Raw genomic sequence first — 20053 nt, 5'->3', positions numbered from 1 at the left:
TTATTTACCCTCGAATTGTGGTTTGGCTTTCGCGATGAACGCGTTGAGACCGATCTGAAAGTCGTCGGTGTCGTAGCAGAAATAGCTGTGGTCGATCTGCGCGGCAGTAGGCGCGTGACCGGCTTCGAGCTGGCGCGCGGCCTGGCGGTGCCAGCGGGCAACCAGCGGTGCGCCATTGGCGATGCGTCGGGCGGTGGCGAGGGTTTCGCTTTCGACTTCGGCATCGGCGACGACCCGGGTCACGAGGTTTTTCACGTAGGCATCCTGGGCATCGAGGATGCGCCCTTCGAGGAGGATTTCCAGGGTGGTCGAACGCCCGGCCAGCGCCACCAGTCCGGCCATTTCGTCATAGGACATGACCAGGCCCAGCTTGCCGACCGGCGCACCGAAACGGCTGGACGTGCCGCAGATACGCAGGTCGCACAGCGCCGCAATCTCCAGCCCGCCACCGACGCAGACGCCGTGGATCATCGCGATTACCGGGTGCCGGCAGTCGGCAACCGCACGCATCGCCGCCGAGGTGATTTCGGCATATACGCGGGCTTGAGAGGGATTGGCGCGCACGGTCGGAAACTCGCCGACGTCGGCGCCGGCGGCAAAGGCCTGTTCGCCTTCACCGCGCAACACCACGCAGCGCACGCTCGGGTCGGCGGACAGTTCGCTCATGACATCCCCCAGGTCCTGCCACATCGACAGGTTGAGGGCGTTCATTTTTCCCGGGTTGCTGAGGGTGACAATGGCAAGGCTGTCTTGCCGTTCGAAAAGGACGGTGGGCTTCATGGTTGTTCTGCCATCGCCGCACCACGAAAGCGTGATTGCGGCGACTTGGCGGCCTCCTGAATTTTTATTGTTGGAAAGCAGGGTGCGGCGATGTTCTAAAGCGATTGCCGCAGCATCGTCAGGTAGTCCGCACTGGATGCTTCGCGCGGGTTGGTCTTGTGGCTGTGATCGTGCAGCGCGCCCTCGACGATGTGGTCGAACAGGCTTTCATCGACGCCGATTTCGCTCAGGCGGGTCGGCAGGCCCAGGCGACGGGTCATGTCCTCGATGGCCGAGCCGATATTGGCGCCGGCGGCCAGGCCCATGGCGTGCCGCAGGCGTTCGAGTTTTCGCTCGTCGCGCACGGTCGGGGAGTCGGCGTTGAAGTGCACCACCGCCGGCAGGAAAATCGCGTTCAAGGTGCCGTGGTGCAGTTTCGGATTGATCCCGCCCAGGGCATGGGACAGGCTGTGCACGCAGCCCAGGCCTTTCTGGAACGCCAATGCGCCCTGCATCGATGCGCTCATCATGTTCAACCGCGCTTCGCGATCGCCGGGTTCGGCGGTGGCGCGTTCGATGTGGCCCCAGGCACGCCACAGGCCGTCGAGGGCGATGCCGTCCGCGGCCGGGTTGAAGGCCGGCGCCATGAAGGTTTCGATGCAATGGGCGATGGCGTCCATGCCGGTGGCAGCGGTCAGCATCGGCGGCAGGCCGAGGGTCAGTTCGGGGTCGCAGATGGCCACGCGGGGTACCACATAAGGCGAGATCACGCCGACCTTGCGACCATCGTCGAGGATCAGAATGGCACCGCGGCCGACTTCGCTGCCGGTGCCGGCGGTGGTCGGGATCGCGATCAGCGGCGCGGTGGCCGAGGTGATGCGCTCCAGGCCGCCTTCGATGACGGCAAAGCTTTGCAGCGGGCCGTCATGGGTGGCACACACCGCCACGCCCTTGGCCAGGTCGATGGATGAACCACCGCCGACTGCGATGATGCCGTCGCATTCACCGCTGCGGTATTGCGCAACCGCTTCACGCACGGCGTGCTCGTTGGGGTTCGGTGGGGTCGCGTCGAAAATCGTATAAGGGTGGTGGGCGCCGAGGGCGGCGATGACCTTGTCGACGATGCCGGCATTGCGCACGCCCTGGTCGGTGACGATCAGTGCACGGGTGATGCCGGCACGCCCGGCTTCGGCGGCCAGGTGCTCCAGGCTGTCATAGCCGAACTGGATTTTGGTGACGTAATTGATGAGGGACATGATTCACCACAAGTTATACAGGATTGTTATTGTCGCGATCGGTTCGTGGCAGCAGCGCCGTGGCGCTATGGTCAAACCCATTGCATTGCCTGACTGTGGAGCGGACTATAGGGCCGTCGGGGTGACCCCGATACTGACAACTTTCGATACCTCTATAACTTTTAGTTAACCCTGATGACGCCCTCACTCAACTCGATCATGTCCCGTTTGCACATCAAGCAACTGCGCTTGTTGATAGCCCTCGATGAGCACGGCTCCTTGCTGGGCGCGGCCAAACAGGTGGCCCTGACCCAGCCCGGCGCCAGCAAGGCGTTGCAGGAAATCGAAACCACCTTCGGCACGTCGCTGTTCACCCGCACTAACCGTGGGCTTGAACCTAACGATGCCGGGCGCTCGGTGATTCGTTACGCCCGGTTGATCCAGACTGACCTGGCGCACCTGCGTGAAGAGATCATCGGCATCATGAGCGGCGAGGGCGGGCGGGTGTCGGTGGGCACCATCATGGGCGCCGTGCCGCTACTGACCACCGCGATCAGCCGGGTGATCGCCGACAACCCGAAAATGTCCGTTGAGATCGTCGAAGACACCAGCGCCGCGCTGCTCAGCCAGCTCGACGCCGGGCGGCTGGACCTGGCGATCTGTCGCACCACCATCAGCACCACGCCGTACCTGTATGAGAGCGCGACATTCGTCGAGGAAACCCTGGCGGTGATCGCCAGCACCCAGCATCCATTTGCCTATGCCAGGCGGCTGACCCTGAAGGACCTGGTGGATTACCGCTGGGTGGTCTACCGCGCCAACATGCCCATGCGCCTGCTGCTGGAACGGGAGTTTCACGAGGCCAACCTGCGCTTTCCGGTGCATCTGCTGGAAACCACTTCGGCTTTCGCGACGCTGTCGTTGTTGCAGGAGAACCCGACGCTGGTGGCGCTGGTCTCGACGGACGTGGCCAATTTCTGTTCCGGCTACGGCTTCACCACCACGCTGCCGCTGCCCATCACCTCACGCAGCGAGCCCTATGAACTGGTTTCACGCAAAGGCGTGCCGGATTCACCGGCGGCCAGGTTGCTGCGTCAGGCGTTGTTGAACCCGGGCTGATCCGCTGTTTTTTGCGGCAGCTGCCCCTTTGCGCAGTGAAGGGCGTAGCTCTAGAGTCAGGCAGGCATCTTCAGTGGACGTCAGGTCATGTACAGCGCGCTGGAAACACCGGGCAGCGCCCGGCAGTTTCACGACCGGATCTATGCCGGCGAGATCATTCGTTTCAACGATTTGTCGCCCATGGCGTCGCTGGTGGCATTCACCCGTGAGTGGCTCGAAGAGGCGTTGCATCCGTGGTCGCCGCAAGAAATTCATCGGCACCTGAGCCACGGCGAACAGACCGAACGTTTTTCCCAATGCCAGAATGCTTTCGCCAGCGCCGCCGAAATACGGCAGCGCTGGCAAGTCGTTGTCGAGAGCCTTGGAATTGACCCTGATGCCCTGGCCTGCGATCGCCTGCACCTGCGTTTTCAGCCACACCGTGAGCCGCGGCATGTCGCGCCACGCGCCCGCACCACGGCCACCATCGCTTTTCACCGCGACACCTGGGGCTCGAATCTGTATGCGCAGACCAACTGGTGGGCGCCGATTTACCCGATCACCACGGGGCGGACCTTCGCCCTGTACCCGCATCTGTGGCGGCGCCCGCTGCTCAATTCCAGCGCGGATTTCGATATGCGCGCGATTTTGCAACGCTCCCATCGCGACGGACGCAACGCGGTGGATGCCGATGAAGCCATCCCGCATCTGCTGGAGGCGGTTGATCCGCAGCAGGGCGTTGCTGTCGATATCGCACCTGGCAGCCTGATTGCCTTTTCCGGGGCGCACGCCCATGTCGGCGTCGGCAACAGCACCGGGTTGACGCGGATCTCCTTCGAAACCCGCTCCGTTTTCATCGATGACCTGTTGGCTGGATTGGGGGCTCCCAACGTCGATGGCCGTGCGCCGTGGATGACGCCGGGGCTGTTTCGGCGGATGAGCGATGACAAACGTCTGAATGAGATTCTGGGGTGTGGGTTTATCGAGCCCTATCTTTCTCCAGGAAACAACTAGAACCCTGTGGGAGCGGGCTTGCCCGCGATAGCGGTGTGTCAGCCAGGATCGATGCCGTCTGACACTGCCTCATCGCTGGCAAGCCAGCTCCCACAGGGTTTTGCTGTGCTCTCAAATTTCCCTCTAGAACAAAACCGGGATAGCCGATTGCCAGCTGTATCGGTATGCTCGGCGCACTGTACAAACGCCAATGATTAACAACCACAGTGAATCCATGAGCCAATCAGACTCGCGTGCGAATGTTCTAGCGCTTTATCCGGAAGACTCCCGCGAGGCGGCGGCGCTGCTCAAGCAAGCCGTACCCCTGATGGTTCGCCACAATATCCCGCCCAATCCGGTGCATTACGCGCTGTGGTACACCTACAGCAAAGGCCAGGACCCGGAACTCAATCGCCATCTGGACCGGGTGGTCAGAGACTTCGACGGTTGCCCGCCAGAGTCCGCGACACGGCTTTTTCGCGAGTACATCATCCGTGACGAGCTGGAAGATGCCCGCGCCGGACAGCAGCAGGTCATCAGCCTGGTCGATGGCATGGAGCGCGACGTCTCGCGCAGTGTGAAGGGCAGTGCCAACTTCCAGCACCGTCTCGGGCAGTGCCTGGAGATGCTCGAGGAGCCGGTCAGCGAGCGCTTGCCGGGTATCTTGAACGAGCTGCAGCAGAGTACCCGGCTGATGCAGAGTCAGCAGGAGCAGTTCCTTTCCCAGCTGCACTCGGCGCAAAACGAGATCAAGACCCTGCGGGACAAACTGGAGCGCGCGCAACAGGCGGCGACGCTGGATGGCCTGACCGAGCTGCTGAACCGGACGGCCTTCACGCGGCTGCTGGAGCAGGCCTTGGCCAAAGGCTCCCGGAGTGTCGCGCTGGTGATGCTGGATATCGACCACTTCAAGCAATTCAACGATCAATACGGCCACCCGCTGGGTGACCGGGTGTTGCAGCACGTCGCTCAGGTGCTGCGCAGTGCGCTGGCCCCCAACGCCTTTGCCGCGCGTTATGGCGGCGAGGAGTTCTGCGTGGTGCTCGAAGACTGCGTCAATCTCGACAGTGCCTGCGCCTTCGCCGAGCTGTTGCGCCTGAAGGTCCAGTCGTTGCGGATCAAGGCACGGGGCACCGATACCGTACTGGACACCATCACCGCGTCCTTCGGCGTGGCCTTTGTGCAACCCGGTGACAACCTGGAAAGCCTGTTGACCCGCGCCGACGATGGGCTGTACCAGGCCAAGCGCAATGGGCGGAACCAGGTGTGTGCGATACATAAAACCCCGGAACTCCAGCGCTGACCTCGATCACCTGTGGGAGCGAGCCTGCTCGCGAAGGCGGTATCACATTCAACATCCAGGTTGACTGACCCACTGCTTTCGCGAGCAGGCTCGCTCCCACATTTGGATGTTGTCAGGCGCGATATCGTTTATTGACCCTCCACGCTGCGTGGCAGTCCCAGTGGATTGAGCTCACGCAGCGCTTCGGGCAGCAACGCATCCGGAAACCCCTGGTAAGTCACCGGGCGCAGGAAGCGTTCGATGGAGGTCATGCCCACCGAGGTGAATCGGCTGTCCGACGAGGCCGGGAAGGGGCCGCCGTGAATGGTGGCGAAAGATACTTCCTGCGGGTGGGCGAAGGCGTTGACCACGATCCGCCCGGTGCGCCGCTCCAGCACCGGCAACAAACGTCGGGCCAGGTCCAAATCCGCCTCCTCAAGGTGCAGGGTTGCGCTGAGCTGGCCGCGCAACGAGCGGGCGACCGCGAACATTTCCGTCTCGTCCTTGACCTTCACCAACAGTCCCGCCGGCCCGAACACTTCATGGGCCAGTGCGTTTTCGGCCAGGAAACGCTGGCCATCGACTTCAAGCAGCGCGGATCGGCCATCCAGATCGGCATGGGCCACCGAACCCACGGCAACCAGGTTGGCACCGGTGCTTTGCAGGCGGTCGAGGCCGCTGAGGTAAGCCCCGTGAATCCCCGGTGTCAGCATCGGACGCGCCGGTGCATCGGTCACACGCTTGACCATGGCGGCGCGCAACGCCTCGAACCCTGCGCCGTCGACCGCGATCAGGATCGCCGGCTTGAGGCAGGCCTGGCCGACATTGACCAGCATGCGCTCGACGAATCCGTCACCGATCTGCGCACCGCGCGCGGCGAGTGCCTGGGGCAGGATGAACGTGGGGTTGACGCTGGTCATCTCGGTAAACACCGGGATGGGGTCGGGTCGCAGCTGCGCTCGGCGATACAGCGCCATGCCACCCTGTTCCGAGCCGGTGAAGGTCACGGCCTTGACCAGCGGGTGATCGACCAGCGCTTCGCCGATGGCATTGCCGCCGCCGCGCACCATCGAGAACACACCTTCCGGCAAACCGCTGTCCTGCACGGCCTGACGGATGGCCCGGGCCTGGATTTCCGAGGCGCCAGGGTGCGCGTTATGGGCCTTGACGATGACCGTCGCGCCCGACGCCAGCGCCGAGGCGGTGTCGCCGCCGGCAACCGAGTAGCTGATGGGGAAATTGCTCGCGCCGAAAACAGCCACAGGGCCGATGGCGATTTTCTGCAGGCGGTGATCCATGCGCGGCCGTGGCTGGCGGTCAGGTTGTGCCGGGTCGATGGCCAGTTGCAGGAAACGCCCTTTGCGCACGACATCGGCGAATTGGCGGAACTGGGTGGCCGCTTTGGCCGCTTCGCCCTGGAGTTGGGCTTCGGGCAGGCCGGTTTCCAGTGCTGCCCGTGCCGCCAGCTCCTGGCTCACGGCATCGAGATTGTCGGCGATGCGCTCAAGGAACGCCGAACGTTCGGCCAGCGAGGTATGGCTGTAATGGTCGAATGCCTCGTCGGCCAGTTTCGCCGCCTTGTCGACATCCGCGACACCACCGAAGGCGAAGTCCGGTTCGATGAGTTGGTTGGTGGCGGGGTTGAGCGCCTTCATCGTCCCTTCGCTGGCAGGGACTTCGCTGGCGCCGATCAGGAGATTGCCGGTCAAATTCATTTCGCTTCTCCCGATGGGTTCAGGGTTCCGATGAGCTCAGCGGTGGTCGTGATGGCGTGGGCGAACGTGGGGCCGTTCAGCTCATGGGCGGCGTGCATCATTTCCGGCTTGAACGCGGCGGTGGCGTCGCGCACCAAGGTGACGTGGTAACCGAGTTCCTGGGCGTAGCGAGCGGTGGCTTCGATGCAGGTATTGGCCAGCAGGCCGACGATGATTACGTGGGTGATGCCTCTTTGCTTGAGGCGAAAGTCCAGGTCGGTGTTGGCAAAACCGCTCGAGCCCCAATGCTCCGAAACGACAATGTCGCCTTCCTTGGGCGCGAAATCGGGGTGCCATTCACCGCCCCATTCGCCGCGGGCGAAGTGGTGCATGTGCTGGATCTTGCATTGGCTCGGGCTAGGGTGGTCCCAGTTTTCGTAATCGCCTTTTTCCCAGCGACGGTGCGGTACGATGACCACCGGAATGTCCAGGGCACGGACCGTGCGGTCCAGTGTGCGCAGGTTGTCGAGCAGGCCGACTTGCTCGGCGATCGGTTCGATCAAGGGGTAAACCTTGCCGCCTTCGGAGAGGAAATCGTTGTAGGGATCGACCAGCAGATAGGCGGTGCGATCAAGCGGATAGGCAGCATTCGACATGACGAGTTCTCCAGGAATGTGGGCTGACCCGTGCCATGGGCTTGCCCCGGCATGGTGTAGATATGATAATCATAGTTACTGTGAAAGAGGCAAGCCTGCATGGCAGTAAAAAAGAGTAGTCCTGAAACTTTGTGCCCGATTGCACGGGCCGAGGCGGTCGTCGGAGACCGATGGACGGTGTTGGTGCTGCGCGAATTGTTCATGCGCAATCATCGATACGACGAGATCCAGGCGCAGACCGGAGGAACGCCGCAGATGGTCGCGGCACGCCTGAAAAGCCTGGAGGCTGACGGGATGGTCGAGCGCCGTGCTTACAACGAACGACCCAAGCGCTACGAATACCACCTCACCGCCAAGGGCGAGGCGTTTTATTCGGTGGTGCTGGCCCTGCGTGCCTGGGGGGAAGCCTGGTGTAAATCGGCAGAGGAAGGGGTGGCCGTGCGCTTCACCCACCAGACCTGCGGGCACCCTGCCGGACTCGGGCCGCTTTGCGAGCATTGTGGAGAGCTGCTGCGTCGGGAAGAGATGATCAGCGAGCCTTCGGCGGCTTATGCCCAGGAGCGGTTGGCACGGCGAGAGGCCTTCAAGGCGTGATCGCGCGGCGAACCCTGTGAACGGGAACCTGTAGGAGCAAAGCTTGCTCGCGATGGCGGCGTATCAGGCGACATCAATGTTGACTGTACCGACGCCATCGCGAGCAAGCTTTGCTCCTACAGGTAATCGTCTACCGCGAGCTCATAACTATTCGTTCGAGTAATAGTGACAATCACCGATCACAAGTTCTGTTGTATCCGGGAAACAAGGAAAATCGCACCCACCTAAAACGCTCTTAAGGAACCGGCGCGATGAACCTTCATGCCCGACTGGCTATTGCCGCATCCCTGCTGTTGTCGGGCTGTGCCTCCACGCCAAACGACCCGACGCTGACCTTGCAGACGAAAAAAGCCCCCGCGGATTACGCGAATTGCGTTCTCCCCAAGCTGCAGGAAAATTCGCTGCACGCGACGCTGTCGGAAACCCAGCGCAGTTACCGGATCGTGGTTTCAAGCAAAGTCGCTGCAAACGATGTGCTCGAGGCCTACAAGGCGTCGAACGGCGGCAAGGTGTTTTTGTACGAACGCGCATTGCTGGCCTCGACGTTCGGGCCTTCGCGACTTGAACGCGCTGCCCAGGAATGCCTTTGAACAAGAGCCGAAAAGGTTAATGGCGGTTAGTTAGAAGATGCGAACAACCTGTGGCGAGGGAGCGTGCTCCCGTTGGACTGCGCAGCAGGCCCTTTTTTTGGGGCCGCTTCGCGGCCCAGCGGGAGCAAGCTCCGTCGCCACATTTGTAGGGTCACGCCTGGCTGATCGGTAATAGCCGAAAGACCCGCTTCCATCCCCCCGACACTCGAACCGGACGTGTCTGCGTGGCGCTCGTAGCCGCATTCTCCCCTGATTGAACAAGTGTTCATTTAGGTTGCATCGAGGCCTTGCGCCTCGATATAGTGGCCAAATAATATCAACTATAAATCACTTGCCAGCAGGGCTGCTGCACTCACATTTTTGCGCGGGCTGTGCTGGCTGACGTATCGCTCATTCGAGAATGCTCATGCCCAATCGCTCACTGCACTTCAAGCTGTTCTGGACGGCGCTGACGGGAACTGTCGTCGTCATGGCGCTGCTGCTGGGTTCCATCGCCTACATCGCCTATGGCTCCTCCGTCAAAGAAACCTTTGCCCTGGTCGATACCATCGTCAAGGCCAATGCCAAGCAAGTGGAAGTCGAACTCGGTGCCGGTTTTACCGTGGCTGAATCCCTGGCCAGTGTCGCCACGGCGATGCAGCAACAACAGGTCGACCGCAAGACCGCCGATGCCCTGACTCGCCAGCTGTTCGAGGCCAATCCCAAGCTGCTGGGCCTTGGGCAGTATTGGGAGCCCAACGCGTTCGATGGCAAGGACAGTGAGTACGCCAACCAGCCCAATCATGACGCTACGGGCCGTTACCTGACCTACTGGAACCGTGCCGCAGGCGCGGTGAAGTCCGAGGCATTGAGCGGATACACCCCGGAGAATGCCGACAACCAGTATTACTACCGGCCACTGCACACCCGCCAGCCATGGGCGTCCGAACCCTTTGCCTACAGCACCGGCAGCGGTCAGCAGGTGATGATGGTGTCGATCATGGTGCCGCTGTTGCAAGGCGGCAAGGCGGTGGGCGTGGCGGGGGTCGATATCCCGCTGGAAAGCATCAACCATCAGCTCTCGACCATCGATGCCTACAAAGGCTACGGCGCGCTGGTGTCCAGCGATGGCCTGTACGCCAGCCATCCCGACACCAAGCGCCTGAGTCAGCCGGCCAATGAGTTGCCGGCCGCCGCCAAGGATGCGATCAAGGCCGGCCAGCCCTACAGCTTCGAGCGCGATGGCTGGGGCTATGTGCTGCAACCGGTGCGTATCGGCAAGGCGCCGAACAACTGGGCATTGATGGTGGCGTACCCGTTGGCCGAAGCCATGGCCGGCATTAATCATTTCCTCTACACCGCCGTGATCATAGGCCTGGTGGCGTTGCTGGTGCTGGCCATTGTGCTGTGGCATTTGCTGGCATGGCAGATTCGTCCGTTGTCGGGCCTGACGGTCGGCATCCAGGCCTGGGAGGGCGAGTTGGGGTTGCGCTTCGAGCAGCGTAGCGGCGATGAAACCGGCAAGCTGGCAGGGGCGTTCAACCAGTTCATCCAGCGCCTGGGCGATCTGGTGGGCTCGATTCGCCATAGCAGCACGGCGTTGATGCAGATCTCCAATCATCTGGGCGATACCACCCAGGCCGTCGCCGAACGGGCGACTTCGCAGCACACCGCCACCGAGGAGATGGCCAGCGGCGTCACGGCACTGGCGCACTCGGTGACCGAGATGTCCCAGCAGGCCGAAGATGTGGAGCAACTGGCGCGCAACACCGAAATGCTGACTACGCACATTTCCGGGGACATGAGCCAGACCCTGGCCGGCATCACCCATATCGACCAGACCATGGACGTGGTCGCCGGCGCGGTGGGCGATCTGGAAAAACGCTCGCAACAGATTGCCGGGATTATCGCGGTGATTCGCAGCATCGCCGACCAGACCAATCTGTTGGCCCTCAACGCGGCGATCGAAGCGGCGCGGGCAGGGGAGCAGGGCCGTGGTTTTGCCGTGGTGGCCGATGAAGTGCGGCAACTGGCGGAGCGCACCAGTCGCTCGACCGGTGAAATCGGCGAGATGATCGGCGCCATCGGTTCGGACGTGCGCAACACCGTGGCCAACGTCCAGCAGGTCGGCGAAGCGGTGCGCCAGGGCGTGGTGCAACTGACCACCTCGGCCCAGGGCGTGGATCAGATCCGCCAGCATGCCCAGGATATCCTGACGCGCATCAGCGAAGTGGCACGCCAGACCCAGAGCCAGGCGGCGACCGGTGAGCAACTGTCCGTGGCCATCCAGGGCGTCAGCCGCATCTCCGAACAGAACGACCAGGCGATCCGCAGCCTGCTCGATCAGTCAGTGCAATTGCGCGATCAGGCCGGCTCGCTGAGCCGGCAACTGACGCAATTCAGGGATTGAATACATCCCTGTGACCTGCTCCTCCTGTAGGAGCGAGCCTGCTCGCGAATACGTCGGTACATTCAGTATTTGATGTGACTGATACGCCGCCTTCGCGAGCAGGCTCGCTCCCACAGGGGAATCATTGGTGCCCGCGCATTCATGAGGCCCAGGCATCGATCACCGACGTCAAAAACTGCTTCGACAATTCAGGCTTGTCCACCGCGCGGGCAATCATCATGGCCCCTGCGATCGAGGCAATGACCTGCAGCACTTGCTGGTGTTTTTCCTCCTGGGTTTCGCCTTCCACCAGTGGCATCAGTATCTCGATCAAGCGCTCGAGGCCCTGGGTGAAGGACTGGCTGACGGTGCCACCGGTGCGGGCGACATCGACCGCCAGCGCGGGGATCGGGCAGCCTCCGGTCCAGTTGTCCAGGTGCTTCTGGGTCAGATACTTCTTCACCACCTCCGGGATCGATTTGGCGTCTTGCCAGTTTCGTATGGTGGTCTCGAACGTCCGGGTCACGGCCTCCGACGCCAATTGTTCCTTGCCACCGGGAAACTGACCGTAGAACCCGCCATGGGTCAGCCCGACCGAGCGTGAGAGCTCGCCGATGCCGATGCCGTCGATGCCTTTTTCCCGGTACAGCCGGGAGGCGGCGGTGAGGATCGCTTCTTTGTTCGCCGCGGCTTGGTCTTTCGTCACTTTCATGAGCTGCTCCTGAGGCCAGGTATGCCTGCCGTGTGCACGTCGTCGCCAAATGTCTTGTAATGATTATGGTCGTAATATATCGTCGGCGCAAATACCAGGTGGACACGTTATGAAACGTAATGATCTGCGCAGAATCGACCTGAATCTACTGGTGGTTTTCGAAGTCCTCATTCAGGAACGCAACGTCACCCGTGCGGCGAGGCGGCTCTCAATGGGCCAGCCGGCTGTCAGTGGCGCACTCAGGCGTTTGCGAGCCTTGTTCAACGATCCCTTGTTCGAGCGCGCCGGGCGGGAAATGCAGCCCACGCCCCGCGCCATCTCGGTCGCGCAGGCACTGGGCCCGGCATTGGATTGCGTGTGCAGCGTGATCGGCAATACCAAGGCTTGAGCAGGACAGTTGTGTTTTTTTGCTCTTATACATGACGCTCATCATTAATAGTAATACCCAAGTTCACCCTGTTCGATTCGTCGACGCCTCGCGCGAGGCCGAGACTTCGCAAATCCTTCAACCGTCTGGCGGACACCACCCATGGCACAGTCACTCAAAGCTTTTCGTTACCCGTTTGCCGCATTGGCCCTCACGATGCTCACCGCCTGCGACCGCGCGCCAGTAGCCGCCAACGCGCCAGGGGCACCACACGTCACGGTCGCCAAGGTCATCGAGCAGCCCATCACCGAGTGGGACGAAGTGACTGCGCGCCTTGAGGCCCCGGAAACCGTCGAAGTCCGTCCACGGGTGTCGGGACAGATCGAACAAGTGGCCTTTACCGACGGCGCGTTGGTGAAGAAGGGTGACTTGCTGTTCCAGATCGATCCACGGCCGTTCGAACACGAAGTGCATCGTTTCGAAGCCCAGCTGCAACAAGCCAGGGCCACGCTGGTTCGCACCGCCAATGAAGCGCAGCGCGGACAGCGCCTGCTGGGTAGCAACGCGATTTCCGCCGAACTGGCCGACACCCGCACCACCACCGCGCAAGAAGCCAAGGCCGGTGTCGATGCGATCCAGGCGCAGCTCGATCTGGCCCGTCTGAACCTGAGTTTCACCCGCGTCACCGCGCCGATCAGCGGTCGCGTCAGCCGCGCGGAAATCACCGCCGGCAACATCGTCACCGCCGACACCACACCGCTGACCAGCGTGGTCTCCACCGACAAGGTCTACGCCTACTTCGATGCCGATGAACGCCTGTTCCTCAAGTACGGCCAGCTCTCCCGCCAGGGCCAGCGCAGCCAGACCACGCCGGTGTACATGGGCCTGTCGAACGAAGAGGGCAATACGCACCTGGGGCAGATGAACTTCGTCGACAACCAGGTCAACCCGAAGACCGGCACCATTCGAGGCCGTGCGGTGTTCGACAACGCCGACGGCCAATACACCCCGGGCCTGTATGCCCGTCTGAAGTTGGTGGGCAGCGCCGCCTATGCCGGCCTGTTGATCAAGGACGAAGCGGTGGGCACCGACCTGGGCAAGAAGTTCGTACTGGTGCTCGATCAGGACAACAAGGCCGTGTACCGCAGCGTCGATCTGGGGCCGAAGCTTGAGGGCTTGCGCATCGTGCGCAGTGGCCTGCAGAAAGAAGACCGCATCGTCATCAACGGTCTGCAACGGGTCCGTCCCGGTGCCGTGGTCGCCCCGCAGGATGCGCCCATGGCCGACCCTGAAACCGTCGCGACCCTGACTCGCCAACGGCAGGCAATCGAAGCCGGCAATCAACCGGCAATCCAGGCCCCAGCCTCCGTCAAGTCACCCGCACTGGTGAAGACGGATGCTGCGGTTTCTCCTCGCGGATAAGGGAACACCGACATGAAATTCTCTCAGTTCTTTATCACGCGACCGATCTTCGCCGCGGTGCTGTCGCTGCTGATCCTGATCGCCGGCGCCATCGCGCTGTTTCAGTTGCCGATCAGCGAATACCCCGAGGTCGTGCCACCCACCGTAGTCATTCACGCCAACTATCCGGGTGCGAACCCCAAGGTGATTGGCGAAACCGTGGCTGCACCGCTCGAACAAGCCATCACCGGCGTCGAGAACATGTTGTACATGTATTCGCAGTCCACGGCCGATGGCAGGCTCACCCTCACGGTGACCTTCGCCCTGGGCACTGACCTGGACAACGCCCAGGTGCAGGTGCAGAACCGTGTGACGCGGACCGAGCCGAAGCTTCCCGAGGAAGTGACCCGCATCGGTATCACCGTGGACAAGGCGTCACCCGAACTGACGATGGTGGTGCACCTGACCTCGCCGGACAAACGCTACGACATGCTGTACCTGTCCAACTACGCGATCCTCAACGTCAAGGACGAGCTGTCCCGCCTGAACGGCATCGGCGACGTGAAGATGTTTGGTATCGGCGACTACTCGCTGCGTATCTGGCTCGATCCGAACAAGACCGCTTCGCGCAACCTGACCGCAACCGATGTGGTCAACGCGGTACGCGAGCAAAATCGCCAGGTCGCCGCCGGCCAACTGGGTGCACCTCCGGCGCCCAACGCCACCAGCTTCCAGATGTCGATCAACTCCCAGGGCCGTTTGGTCACCGAAGAAGAGTTCGAGAACGTGATCATCCGCAGTGGTCCGAACGGCGAAATCACGCGCCTCAAGGACATTGCCCGGATTGAACTCGGTTCCAACCAATACGCCCTGCGGGCCCTGCTTAACAACCAGGAAGCGGTGGCGATGCCGATCTTCCAGCGCCCGGGCTCCAATGCCATCGACGTCTCCGATCAGGTGCGGGCGAAGATGGCCGAGCTGAAGAAGAACTTCCCCGAAGGCATGGACTACGAGATCGTGTATGACCCGACGATCTTCGTGCGCAGTTCCATCGAGGCGGTGGTTCACACCCTCTTTGAAGCACTGATTCTCGTGGTGCTGGTGGTGCTCCTGTTCCTGCAAACCTGGCGCGCCTCGATCATTCCGCTGGTGGCGGTGCCGGTGTCGCTGATCGGTACTTTTGCCGTGATGCACCTGTTCGGCTTCTCGTTGAATGCCTTGTCGCTGTTCGGCCTGGTACTGGCCATCGGGATCGTGGTTGACGATGCGATCGTGGTGGTGGAGAACGTCGAGCGAAACATCGAGACCGGCCTTGAGCCAGTTGAAGCGACCAAAAAAGCCATGGGTGAAGTGACCGGTCCGATCATCGCCACGGCGCTGGTGCTGTGCGCGGTGTTCGTCCCGTCGGCGTTCATCTCCGGCCTGACCGGCCAGTTCTACAAGCAGTTCGCCCTGACCATCGCCATTTCCACGGTGATCTCGGCGTTCAACTCGCTGACCCTGTCGCCAGCCCTGGCGGCGGTGCTGCTCAAGGCCCACGGTGCGCCGAAAGACCGGTTCTCCAAAGTGCTCGATCGCCTGTTCGGTGGCTGGCTGTTCAAACCCTTCAACCGATTCTTCGAAAAGGCCGGGCGCGGCTATGTGATGACCGTCGGCAAAGTCATTCGTGGAAGCAGTGTGGCATTGCTGGTCTACGCCGGCCTGATCGCCCTGACATACATGGGCTTCAGCACCACGCCGACCGGCTTTGTGCCGACCCAGGACAAAAAGTACCTGGTGACTTTCGCGCAATTGCCGGACGCCGCCAGCCTTGACCGCTCGGAGTCGGTGATTCGCCGCATGAGCACCATTGCCATGAACGAGCCGGGTTTCGACAGCGCCGTGGCATTCCCTGGCCTGTCGATCAACGGCTTCACCAACAGCCCGAACGCAGGGATCGCCTTCATCGGCTTGAGTGCTTTTGAGGAGCGTAAGGATCCGAGCCTGTCAGCCAAGGCGATTTCCGCTTCGCTCAACGCCAAGTTCGGCAGCATTCAGGACGCCTACATCGCCGTGTTCCCGCCACCGCCAGTTCAAGGGTTGGGCACCATCGGTGGTTTCAAACTACAGATCGAAGACCGGGGCAACCTGGGCTATGAAGCGCTGTACAAAGAAACCATGAACATCATTGCCAAGAGCCGCAGTGTTCCGGAACTGGCCAACCTGTTCACCAGCTACACCGTCAACGTGCCGCAGGTCGAAGCTGCCATCGACCGGGAAAAAGCCAAGACCCACGGCGTAGCGGTCAACGACATCTTCGACACCCTGCAGGTGTACCTGGGGTCGCTGTATGCCAACGACTTCAACCGCTTCGGTCGCACCTATCAGGTCAACGTGCAGGCTGACCAGCAATTCCGCCAGGAGCCGGAGCAGATCGGTCAGTTGAAGGTGCGTAATGACCATGGCGAGATGATCCCGCTGGCGACCTTCGTCAAGGTCAGCCCGACCTCCGGCCCGGACCGCGTGATGCACTACAACGGCTTTATCAGCGCGGAAATCAACGGTGCGGCCGCCCCCGGCTACAGCTCCGGCCAGGCCCAGAAGGCCATCGAAAAACTGCTCAAGGACGAACTGCCCAACGGCATGACCTACGAGTGGACCGACCTGACCTATCAGCAGATCCTTTCCGGCGATACCGCGTTGCTGGTGTTCCCGCTCTGCGTTTTGCTGGCGTTCCTGGTGCTGGCAGCGCTGTATGAAAGCTGGAGCCTGCCACTGGCGGTGATCCTGATCGTGCCCATGACCCTGTTGTCGGCGATTGCCGGGGTGATCATTTCCAAGGGCGACAACAACATCTTCACCCAGATCGGCTTGATCGTACTGGTGGGCCTGGCCTGCAAGAACGCCATCCTGATCGTCGAGTTCGCCAAGGACAAACAGGACGAGGGCCTGTCGCCCCTGGACGCGGTACTGGAAGCGTGCCGCATGCGTCTGCGGCCGATCCTGATGACCTCCATCGCGTTCATCATGGGCGTGATCCCGTTGGTGACCTCCACCGGTGCCGGCTCGGAAATGCGTCGGGCCATGGGTGTGGCGGTGTTTTCCGGCATGCTCGGGGTGACCTTCTTCGGCCTGTTGCTGACACCGGTGTTCTTCGTCCTGATTCGCCGCTACATCGAACGCAAGCAAGCGCGCAAACAAACCCATGCGCTGAACCTGGAGGTGCAACCATGAATGCTCTGAAGCTTTTTTTACCCAGCCTTCTGGTGACCGCGCTCGCCGCCTGCACGGTGGGGCCGGACTACAAGGCCCCGGACACCGCACCGGCCAATAGCGTTTATGCGAAAGCAAGCAACTACGATCAATCGCGATTTGAATCGGTGTGGTGGCAGCAGTTCGACGACCCCACGCTGAACCAGCTGGTGAGCAAATCCCTGGAAGGCAACCGCGATTTGCGCGTGGCTTTTGCCCGCTGGAAAGCGGCGCGGGCGATTCGTGACGACATCAGCAACGACAACCTGCCAGTGGTCACCAGTCGCGCCAGCAGCCAAATCGGCAAGGCGCAGGAACCCGGTTTGACGGACAAACGTGTGAACATCGAACGCTATGACCTGGGCCTGGACATGGCCTGGGAAATCGACCTGTTCGGACGCATCCAGCGTGCACTTGAGTCGAGCGATGCCCAGGAAGGCGCGGCAGCGGCGGATCTGTATCAACTGCGGGTGACCATGATCGCCGAGTTGGTGGACGCCTACGGGCAACTGCGCGGTGCGCAACTGCGGGAAAAAATCGCCCTGGCCAACCTCAAGAACCAGAGCGATTCACGCGCTGTAACCGTCAGTCTGCGCGATGCCGGAGTGGGTAACGAACTCGACGTGGTACGCGCCGATGCGCGGCTGGCTGCCGTCGAGGCCAGCGTGCCGCAACTGCAAGCGGAACAGGTCCGGCAGAAGAACCGCATCGCCACCTTGCTCGGTGAGCGTCCGGATCAATTGAGTGTGTCCCTGAGTCCGAAGGACCTGCCGGCCATCGCCAAGGCACTGCCCATCGGTGATCCCGCCGAACTGCTGCGTCGCCGCCCGGATGTGCTGGCGGCCGAACGCCGGCTCGCTTCCGCCACGGCGGATATTGGCGTTGCCACCGCCGACCTGTTTCCCCGGGTTAGCTTGAGCGGCTTCCTGGGTTTCACCGCCGGGCGCGGTTCGCAAATCGGCTCCGCCGCCGCCAAGGCCTGGAGCCTGGGCCCGAGCATCACCTGGGCAGCCTTCGACCTGGGCAGTGTGCGAGCACGTATCCGCGGTGCCGACGCCAACGCGGAAGGCGCCTTAGCCACCTATGAACAGCAAGTGCTGCTGGCGCTGGAAGAATCGGAGAATGCCTTCAGCGACTACGGCAAACGCCAGCAGCGGTTGTTGTCGTTGATCAAGCAAAGCGAATCGAGCAGGGCGGCGGCGGATCTGGCGCAGACGCAATACAAAGAAGGCGCCGTGGACTATCTGGTGCTGCTCGATGCCCAGCGTGAACGGCTGAATGCCGAGGATGCGCAGGCCCAAGGTGAAATCGATCAATACCGGGGTATCGTCGCGATCTACAAATCGTTGGGAGGCGGGTGGGACAGCGGTGGCAACAAGGTGGCAACCAGAAACTGAAATCGGTCTCTACATTGTAGGAGCGAGCCTGCTCGCGAAAAACCAACAGGCGCCGAGGGGCATCTGGTTTTACGCGTTATCGTTCACGACCATCGCGAGCGGGCTCGCTCCTACAGGAGGGGGCTGTTGCTTTTCCTTGTAGGAGCGAGCCTGCTCGCGAAAAACCAACAGGCGCCGAGGAGTCTGTGGTTTTACGCGTAATCGTTCACGACCATCGCGAGCGAGCTCGCTCCTACAGGTGGGCGAAACAGGGTTTTGTCAGTCTTTAAACGTTTTTTGCAGTGTGTGTTTAAACGCCCTCAAGATTACTTCCTGAAAGCCACAAAACCTTGCGCCGCTGCCTACCGTTACGCCAGAATCCGCCGGCTTGTGCGCCCTGGGGTCGCTCGGTAACTTGATTCGTGTCACTGCTCATCAGTGATCGGGATTAGCAGCCCGTGTTAACTCAGCTGTGCGTGCGTCTGTCATGCAGGTGTTTCATTGCCTGTATTTGATGGTAGCTGTACGTGGGGCGCCTTCGGGCGCGCCGGATTGCTGAGTTTTCCGGTCTGCTAACCCGCGTGCAGTTGCCACCCCTCTTTGTTTAGCAGCAGGTGGGTTGGCACATCATCAGGACAACTCAGCCATGAAAAAGCCTTCACCGAATCCGCCGAACACCGATCCCGCATCCCCCTACGAACCCGATTCAAACAAACTCAACGAGGCCGCCGAACGTACCCTCGACTACCACTTCCCTTCGACGGCCGACATCAAAGCCACACCGCGTACACCCAGCACAATGTTTACCGTGGACCCGGAACTCACGACCGAAACCCTTGTGGTGTATCTGGTCGAGACGCTGGCGTCGGTCGATGTGATGGTCCACCAGTTGGTGGATCATCTGGACGGTGGATCACGAAATGCCCTGCTGGGCATTTCCAACAGCATTATGCTGGCGGAGATCACGGCGAATCGGGTGCTGGATCAGATTGATCCGGCTGAGTAGCGTGTTTGTCGTGATGCTCCTCTGTGGCGTGGGAGCAAGTTTCCGCGCCACAGGTATGTGTTTAGAAGTAGAAGAGAGACGGATCTATCTAATGCGTATGAACGACTGTGAACTCGCTTCAATAAGGAAATCAGAATGATCACTGCACATGTTTTCATCGCCACCAGCCTGGATGGCTTCATCGCTCGGCCCGATGGTGACATCGACTGGCTTTTGCAGCGTGACGATCAGGCCGAGGATCATGGCTACTCAACCTTCATCGCCGATAAAGATGTGATTTTGATGGGGCGAGGAACCTACGAGAAGGCGTTGACTTTCGATACATGGTTCTACGAACTGCCCGTCGTGGTGCTGTCTGAACAACTGGCCGACTCGCCAGTACCCGAGGCGTTGAAGGGCAAGTTGCGTTTCTCTAACCTCGCACCCCGGGACGTGATGGAGGAACTGGCGGAGCAAGGCGTGCGCCGGGTATATGTCGATGGCGGGCAAGTGGTGCAGTCATTCCTGCGCGACGGGTTAGTCGCCGATATGGTGATTACCACAGTTCCTGTCCTGATCGGATCGGGAAGGCCATTGTTTGGCTTGCTCAGGCAGGACATTGGATTGACCCTGGTATCCAGCCGCAGCTTCCCTTCGGGATTGGTGCAGTCGACTTACGCAATAGAGGTCATTAAATAAAGGATCGCAACCT

At 61.3% G+C, this 20053-nt stretch carries 16 protein-coding genes and 2 pseudogenes; 13 read left to right on the top strand and 5 right to left on the bottom strand.

Annotation, left to right across the window (positions count from 1 at the left end; genetic code table 11):
- The gene (locus BJ917_RS04910; protein ID WP_121102324.1) at positions 1 to 780 is read right to left on the bottom strand and encodes an enoyl-CoA hydratase-related protein; all 780 of its coding nucleotides are present in this window, start codon (positions 778 to 780) and stop codon (positions 1 to 3) included.
- A gap of 95 nt (positions 781 to 875) precedes the next feature.
- On the bottom strand, positions 876 to 2015 hold the full coding sequence (locus BJ917_RS04905; protein ID WP_121102322.1) for an iron-containing alcohol dehydrogenase: 1140 nt from the start codon (positions 2013 to 2015) through the stop codon (positions 876 to 878).
- Positions 2016 to 2189: 174 nt separating this feature from the next.
- Between BJ917_RS04905 and BJ917_RS04900 the strand changes: the two genes are divergently transcribed.
- The 3 genes from BJ917_RS04900 to BJ917_RS04885 all read left to right on the top strand — a co-directional run bounded on the left by BJ917_RS04900 (position 2190) and on the right by BJ917_RS04885 (position 5388).
- Positions 2190 to 3113 (top strand): LysR family transcriptional regulator, encoded by a 924-nt coding sequence (locus BJ917_RS04900; RefSeq protein WP_096510564.1) that lies wholly within the window; start codon positions 2190 to 2192, stop codon positions 3111 to 3113.
- A gap of 87 nt (positions 3114 to 3200) precedes the next feature.
- Complete coding sequence (locus BJ917_RS04895; RefSeq protein WP_121102320.1) at positions 3201 to 4106, top strand: hypothetical protein; 906 nt, start codon at positions 3201 to 3203, stop codon at positions 4104 to 4106.
- A gap of 214 nt (positions 4107 to 4320) precedes the next feature.
- Positions 4321 to 5388, top strand: a complete 1068-nt coding sequence (locus BJ917_RS04885) for a GGDEF domain-containing protein (RefSeq protein ID WP_096515343.1) — start codon at positions 4321 to 4323, stop codon at positions 5386 to 5388.
- A 128-nt stretch (positions 5389 to 5516) separates the two neighbouring features.
- Here the strand turns inward: BJ917_RS04885 and BJ917_RS04880 are convergent, their stop codons facing one another.
- Positions 5517 to 7082: an aldehyde dehydrogenase (NADP(+)) gene (locus BJ917_RS04880; protein WP_121102316.1), complete on the bottom strand. Its 1566-nt coding sequence runs from the start codon at positions 7080 to 7082 to the stop codon at positions 5517 to 5519.
- Positions 7079 to 7717 carry an isochorismatase family cysteine hydrolase gene (locus BJ917_RS04875; protein ID WP_096510567.1) on the bottom strand — a complete coding sequence of 213 codons (639 nt, stop codon included), beginning with the start codon at positions 7715 to 7717 and terminating at the stop codon, positions 7079 to 7081. The genes BJ917_RS04880 and BJ917_RS04875 overlap by 4 nt, the downstream gene beginning before the upstream one ends.
- A gap of 99 nt (positions 7718 to 7816) precedes the next feature.
- Between BJ917_RS04875 and BJ917_RS04870 the strand changes: the two genes are divergently transcribed.
- From BJ917_RS04870 to BJ917_RS32615, 4 genes and pseudogenes are all read left to right on the top strand, one after another.
- A complete protein-coding gene (locus BJ917_RS04870) occupies positions 7817 to 8311 on the top strand; it encodes a helix-turn-helix domain-containing protein (protein WP_096510568.1) in 495 nt (164 codons plus the stop codon).
- Between the two features lie 251 nt (positions 8312 to 8562).
- Positions 8563 to 8901, top strand: coding sequence for a hypothetical protein (locus tag BJ917_RS04865; protein WP_121102314.1), 339 nt, complete (start codon positions 8563 to 8565; stop codon positions 8899 to 8901).
- 400 nt (positions 8902 to 9301) lie between these two features.
- Positions 9302 to 10429, top strand: a pseudogene (locus BJ917_RS32620) (cache domain-containing protein); the annotation flags it as partial.
- A 324-nt stretch (positions 10430 to 10753) separates the two neighbouring features.
- Positions 10754 to 11290: pseudogene (locus tag BJ917_RS32615) on the top strand (methyl-accepting chemotaxis protein); the annotation flags it as partial.
- Between the two features lie 139 nt (positions 11291 to 11429).
- Here BJ917_RS32615 and BJ917_RS04850 read toward each other — a convergent pair.
- Entirely contained in the window at positions 11430 to 11981 is a 552-nt protein-coding gene (locus BJ917_RS04850; RefSeq protein WP_096510571.1) for a TetR/AcrR family transcriptional regulator, read from the bottom strand.
- Between the two features lie 109 nt (positions 11982 to 12090).
- Between BJ917_RS04850 and BJ917_RS04845 the strand changes: the two genes are divergently transcribed.
- The 6 genes from BJ917_RS04845 to BJ917_RS04820 all read left to right on the top strand — a co-directional run bounded on the left by BJ917_RS04845 (position 12091) and on the right by BJ917_RS04820 (position 20040).
- Positions 12091 to 12369 (top strand): LysR family transcriptional regulator, encoded by a 279-nt coding sequence (locus BJ917_RS04845; RefSeq protein ID WP_096510572.1) that lies wholly within the window; start codon positions 12091 to 12093, stop codon positions 12367 to 12369.
- Between the two features lie 141 nt (positions 12370 to 12510).
- Positions 12511 to 13770, top strand: a complete 1260-nt coding sequence (gene mexE, locus BJ917_RS04840; protein WP_096510573.1) for a multidrug efflux RND transporter periplasmic adaptor subunit MexE — start codon at positions 12511 to 12513, stop codon at positions 13768 to 13770.
- Between the two features lie 12 nt (positions 13771 to 13782).
- The gene (locus BJ917_RS04835; protein ID WP_121102308.1) at positions 13783 to 16962 is read left to right on the top strand and encodes an efflux RND transporter permease subunit; all 3180 of its coding nucleotides are present in this window, start codon (positions 13783 to 13785) and stop codon (positions 16960 to 16962) included.
- Positions 16959 to 18377 carry an efflux transporter outer membrane subunit gene (locus BJ917_RS04830; protein WP_096510575.1) on the top strand — a complete coding sequence of 473 codons (1419 nt, stop codon included), beginning with the start codon at positions 16959 to 16961 and terminating at the stop codon, positions 18375 to 18377. The genes BJ917_RS04835 and BJ917_RS04830 overlap by 4 nt, the downstream gene beginning before the upstream one ends.
- A 625-nt stretch (positions 18378 to 19002) precedes the next feature.
- On the top strand, positions 19003 to 19362 hold the full coding sequence (locus tag BJ917_RS04825; protein WP_096510576.1) for a DUF6124 family protein: 360 nt from the start codon (positions 19003 to 19005) through the stop codon (positions 19360 to 19362).
- 135 nt (positions 19363 to 19497) lie between these two features.
- Positions 19498 to 20040, top strand: coding sequence for a dihydrofolate reductase family protein (locus tag BJ917_RS04820; protein ID WP_096510577.1), 543 nt, complete (start codon positions 19498 to 19500; stop codon positions 20038 to 20040).
- The last annotated feature ends 13 nt before the right edge of the window (positions 20041 to 20053 follow it).

The organism is Pseudomonas sp. WPR_5_2 (assembly GCF_003634475.1).
Lineage (GTDB): Bacteria > Pseudomonadota > Gammaproteobacteria > Pseudomonadales > Pseudomonadaceae > Aquipseudomonas > Aquipseudomonas izuensis.
Note: the sequence above shows the minus strand (reverse complement) of the source record. Positions and strands in the feature narration are given on the sequence as shown.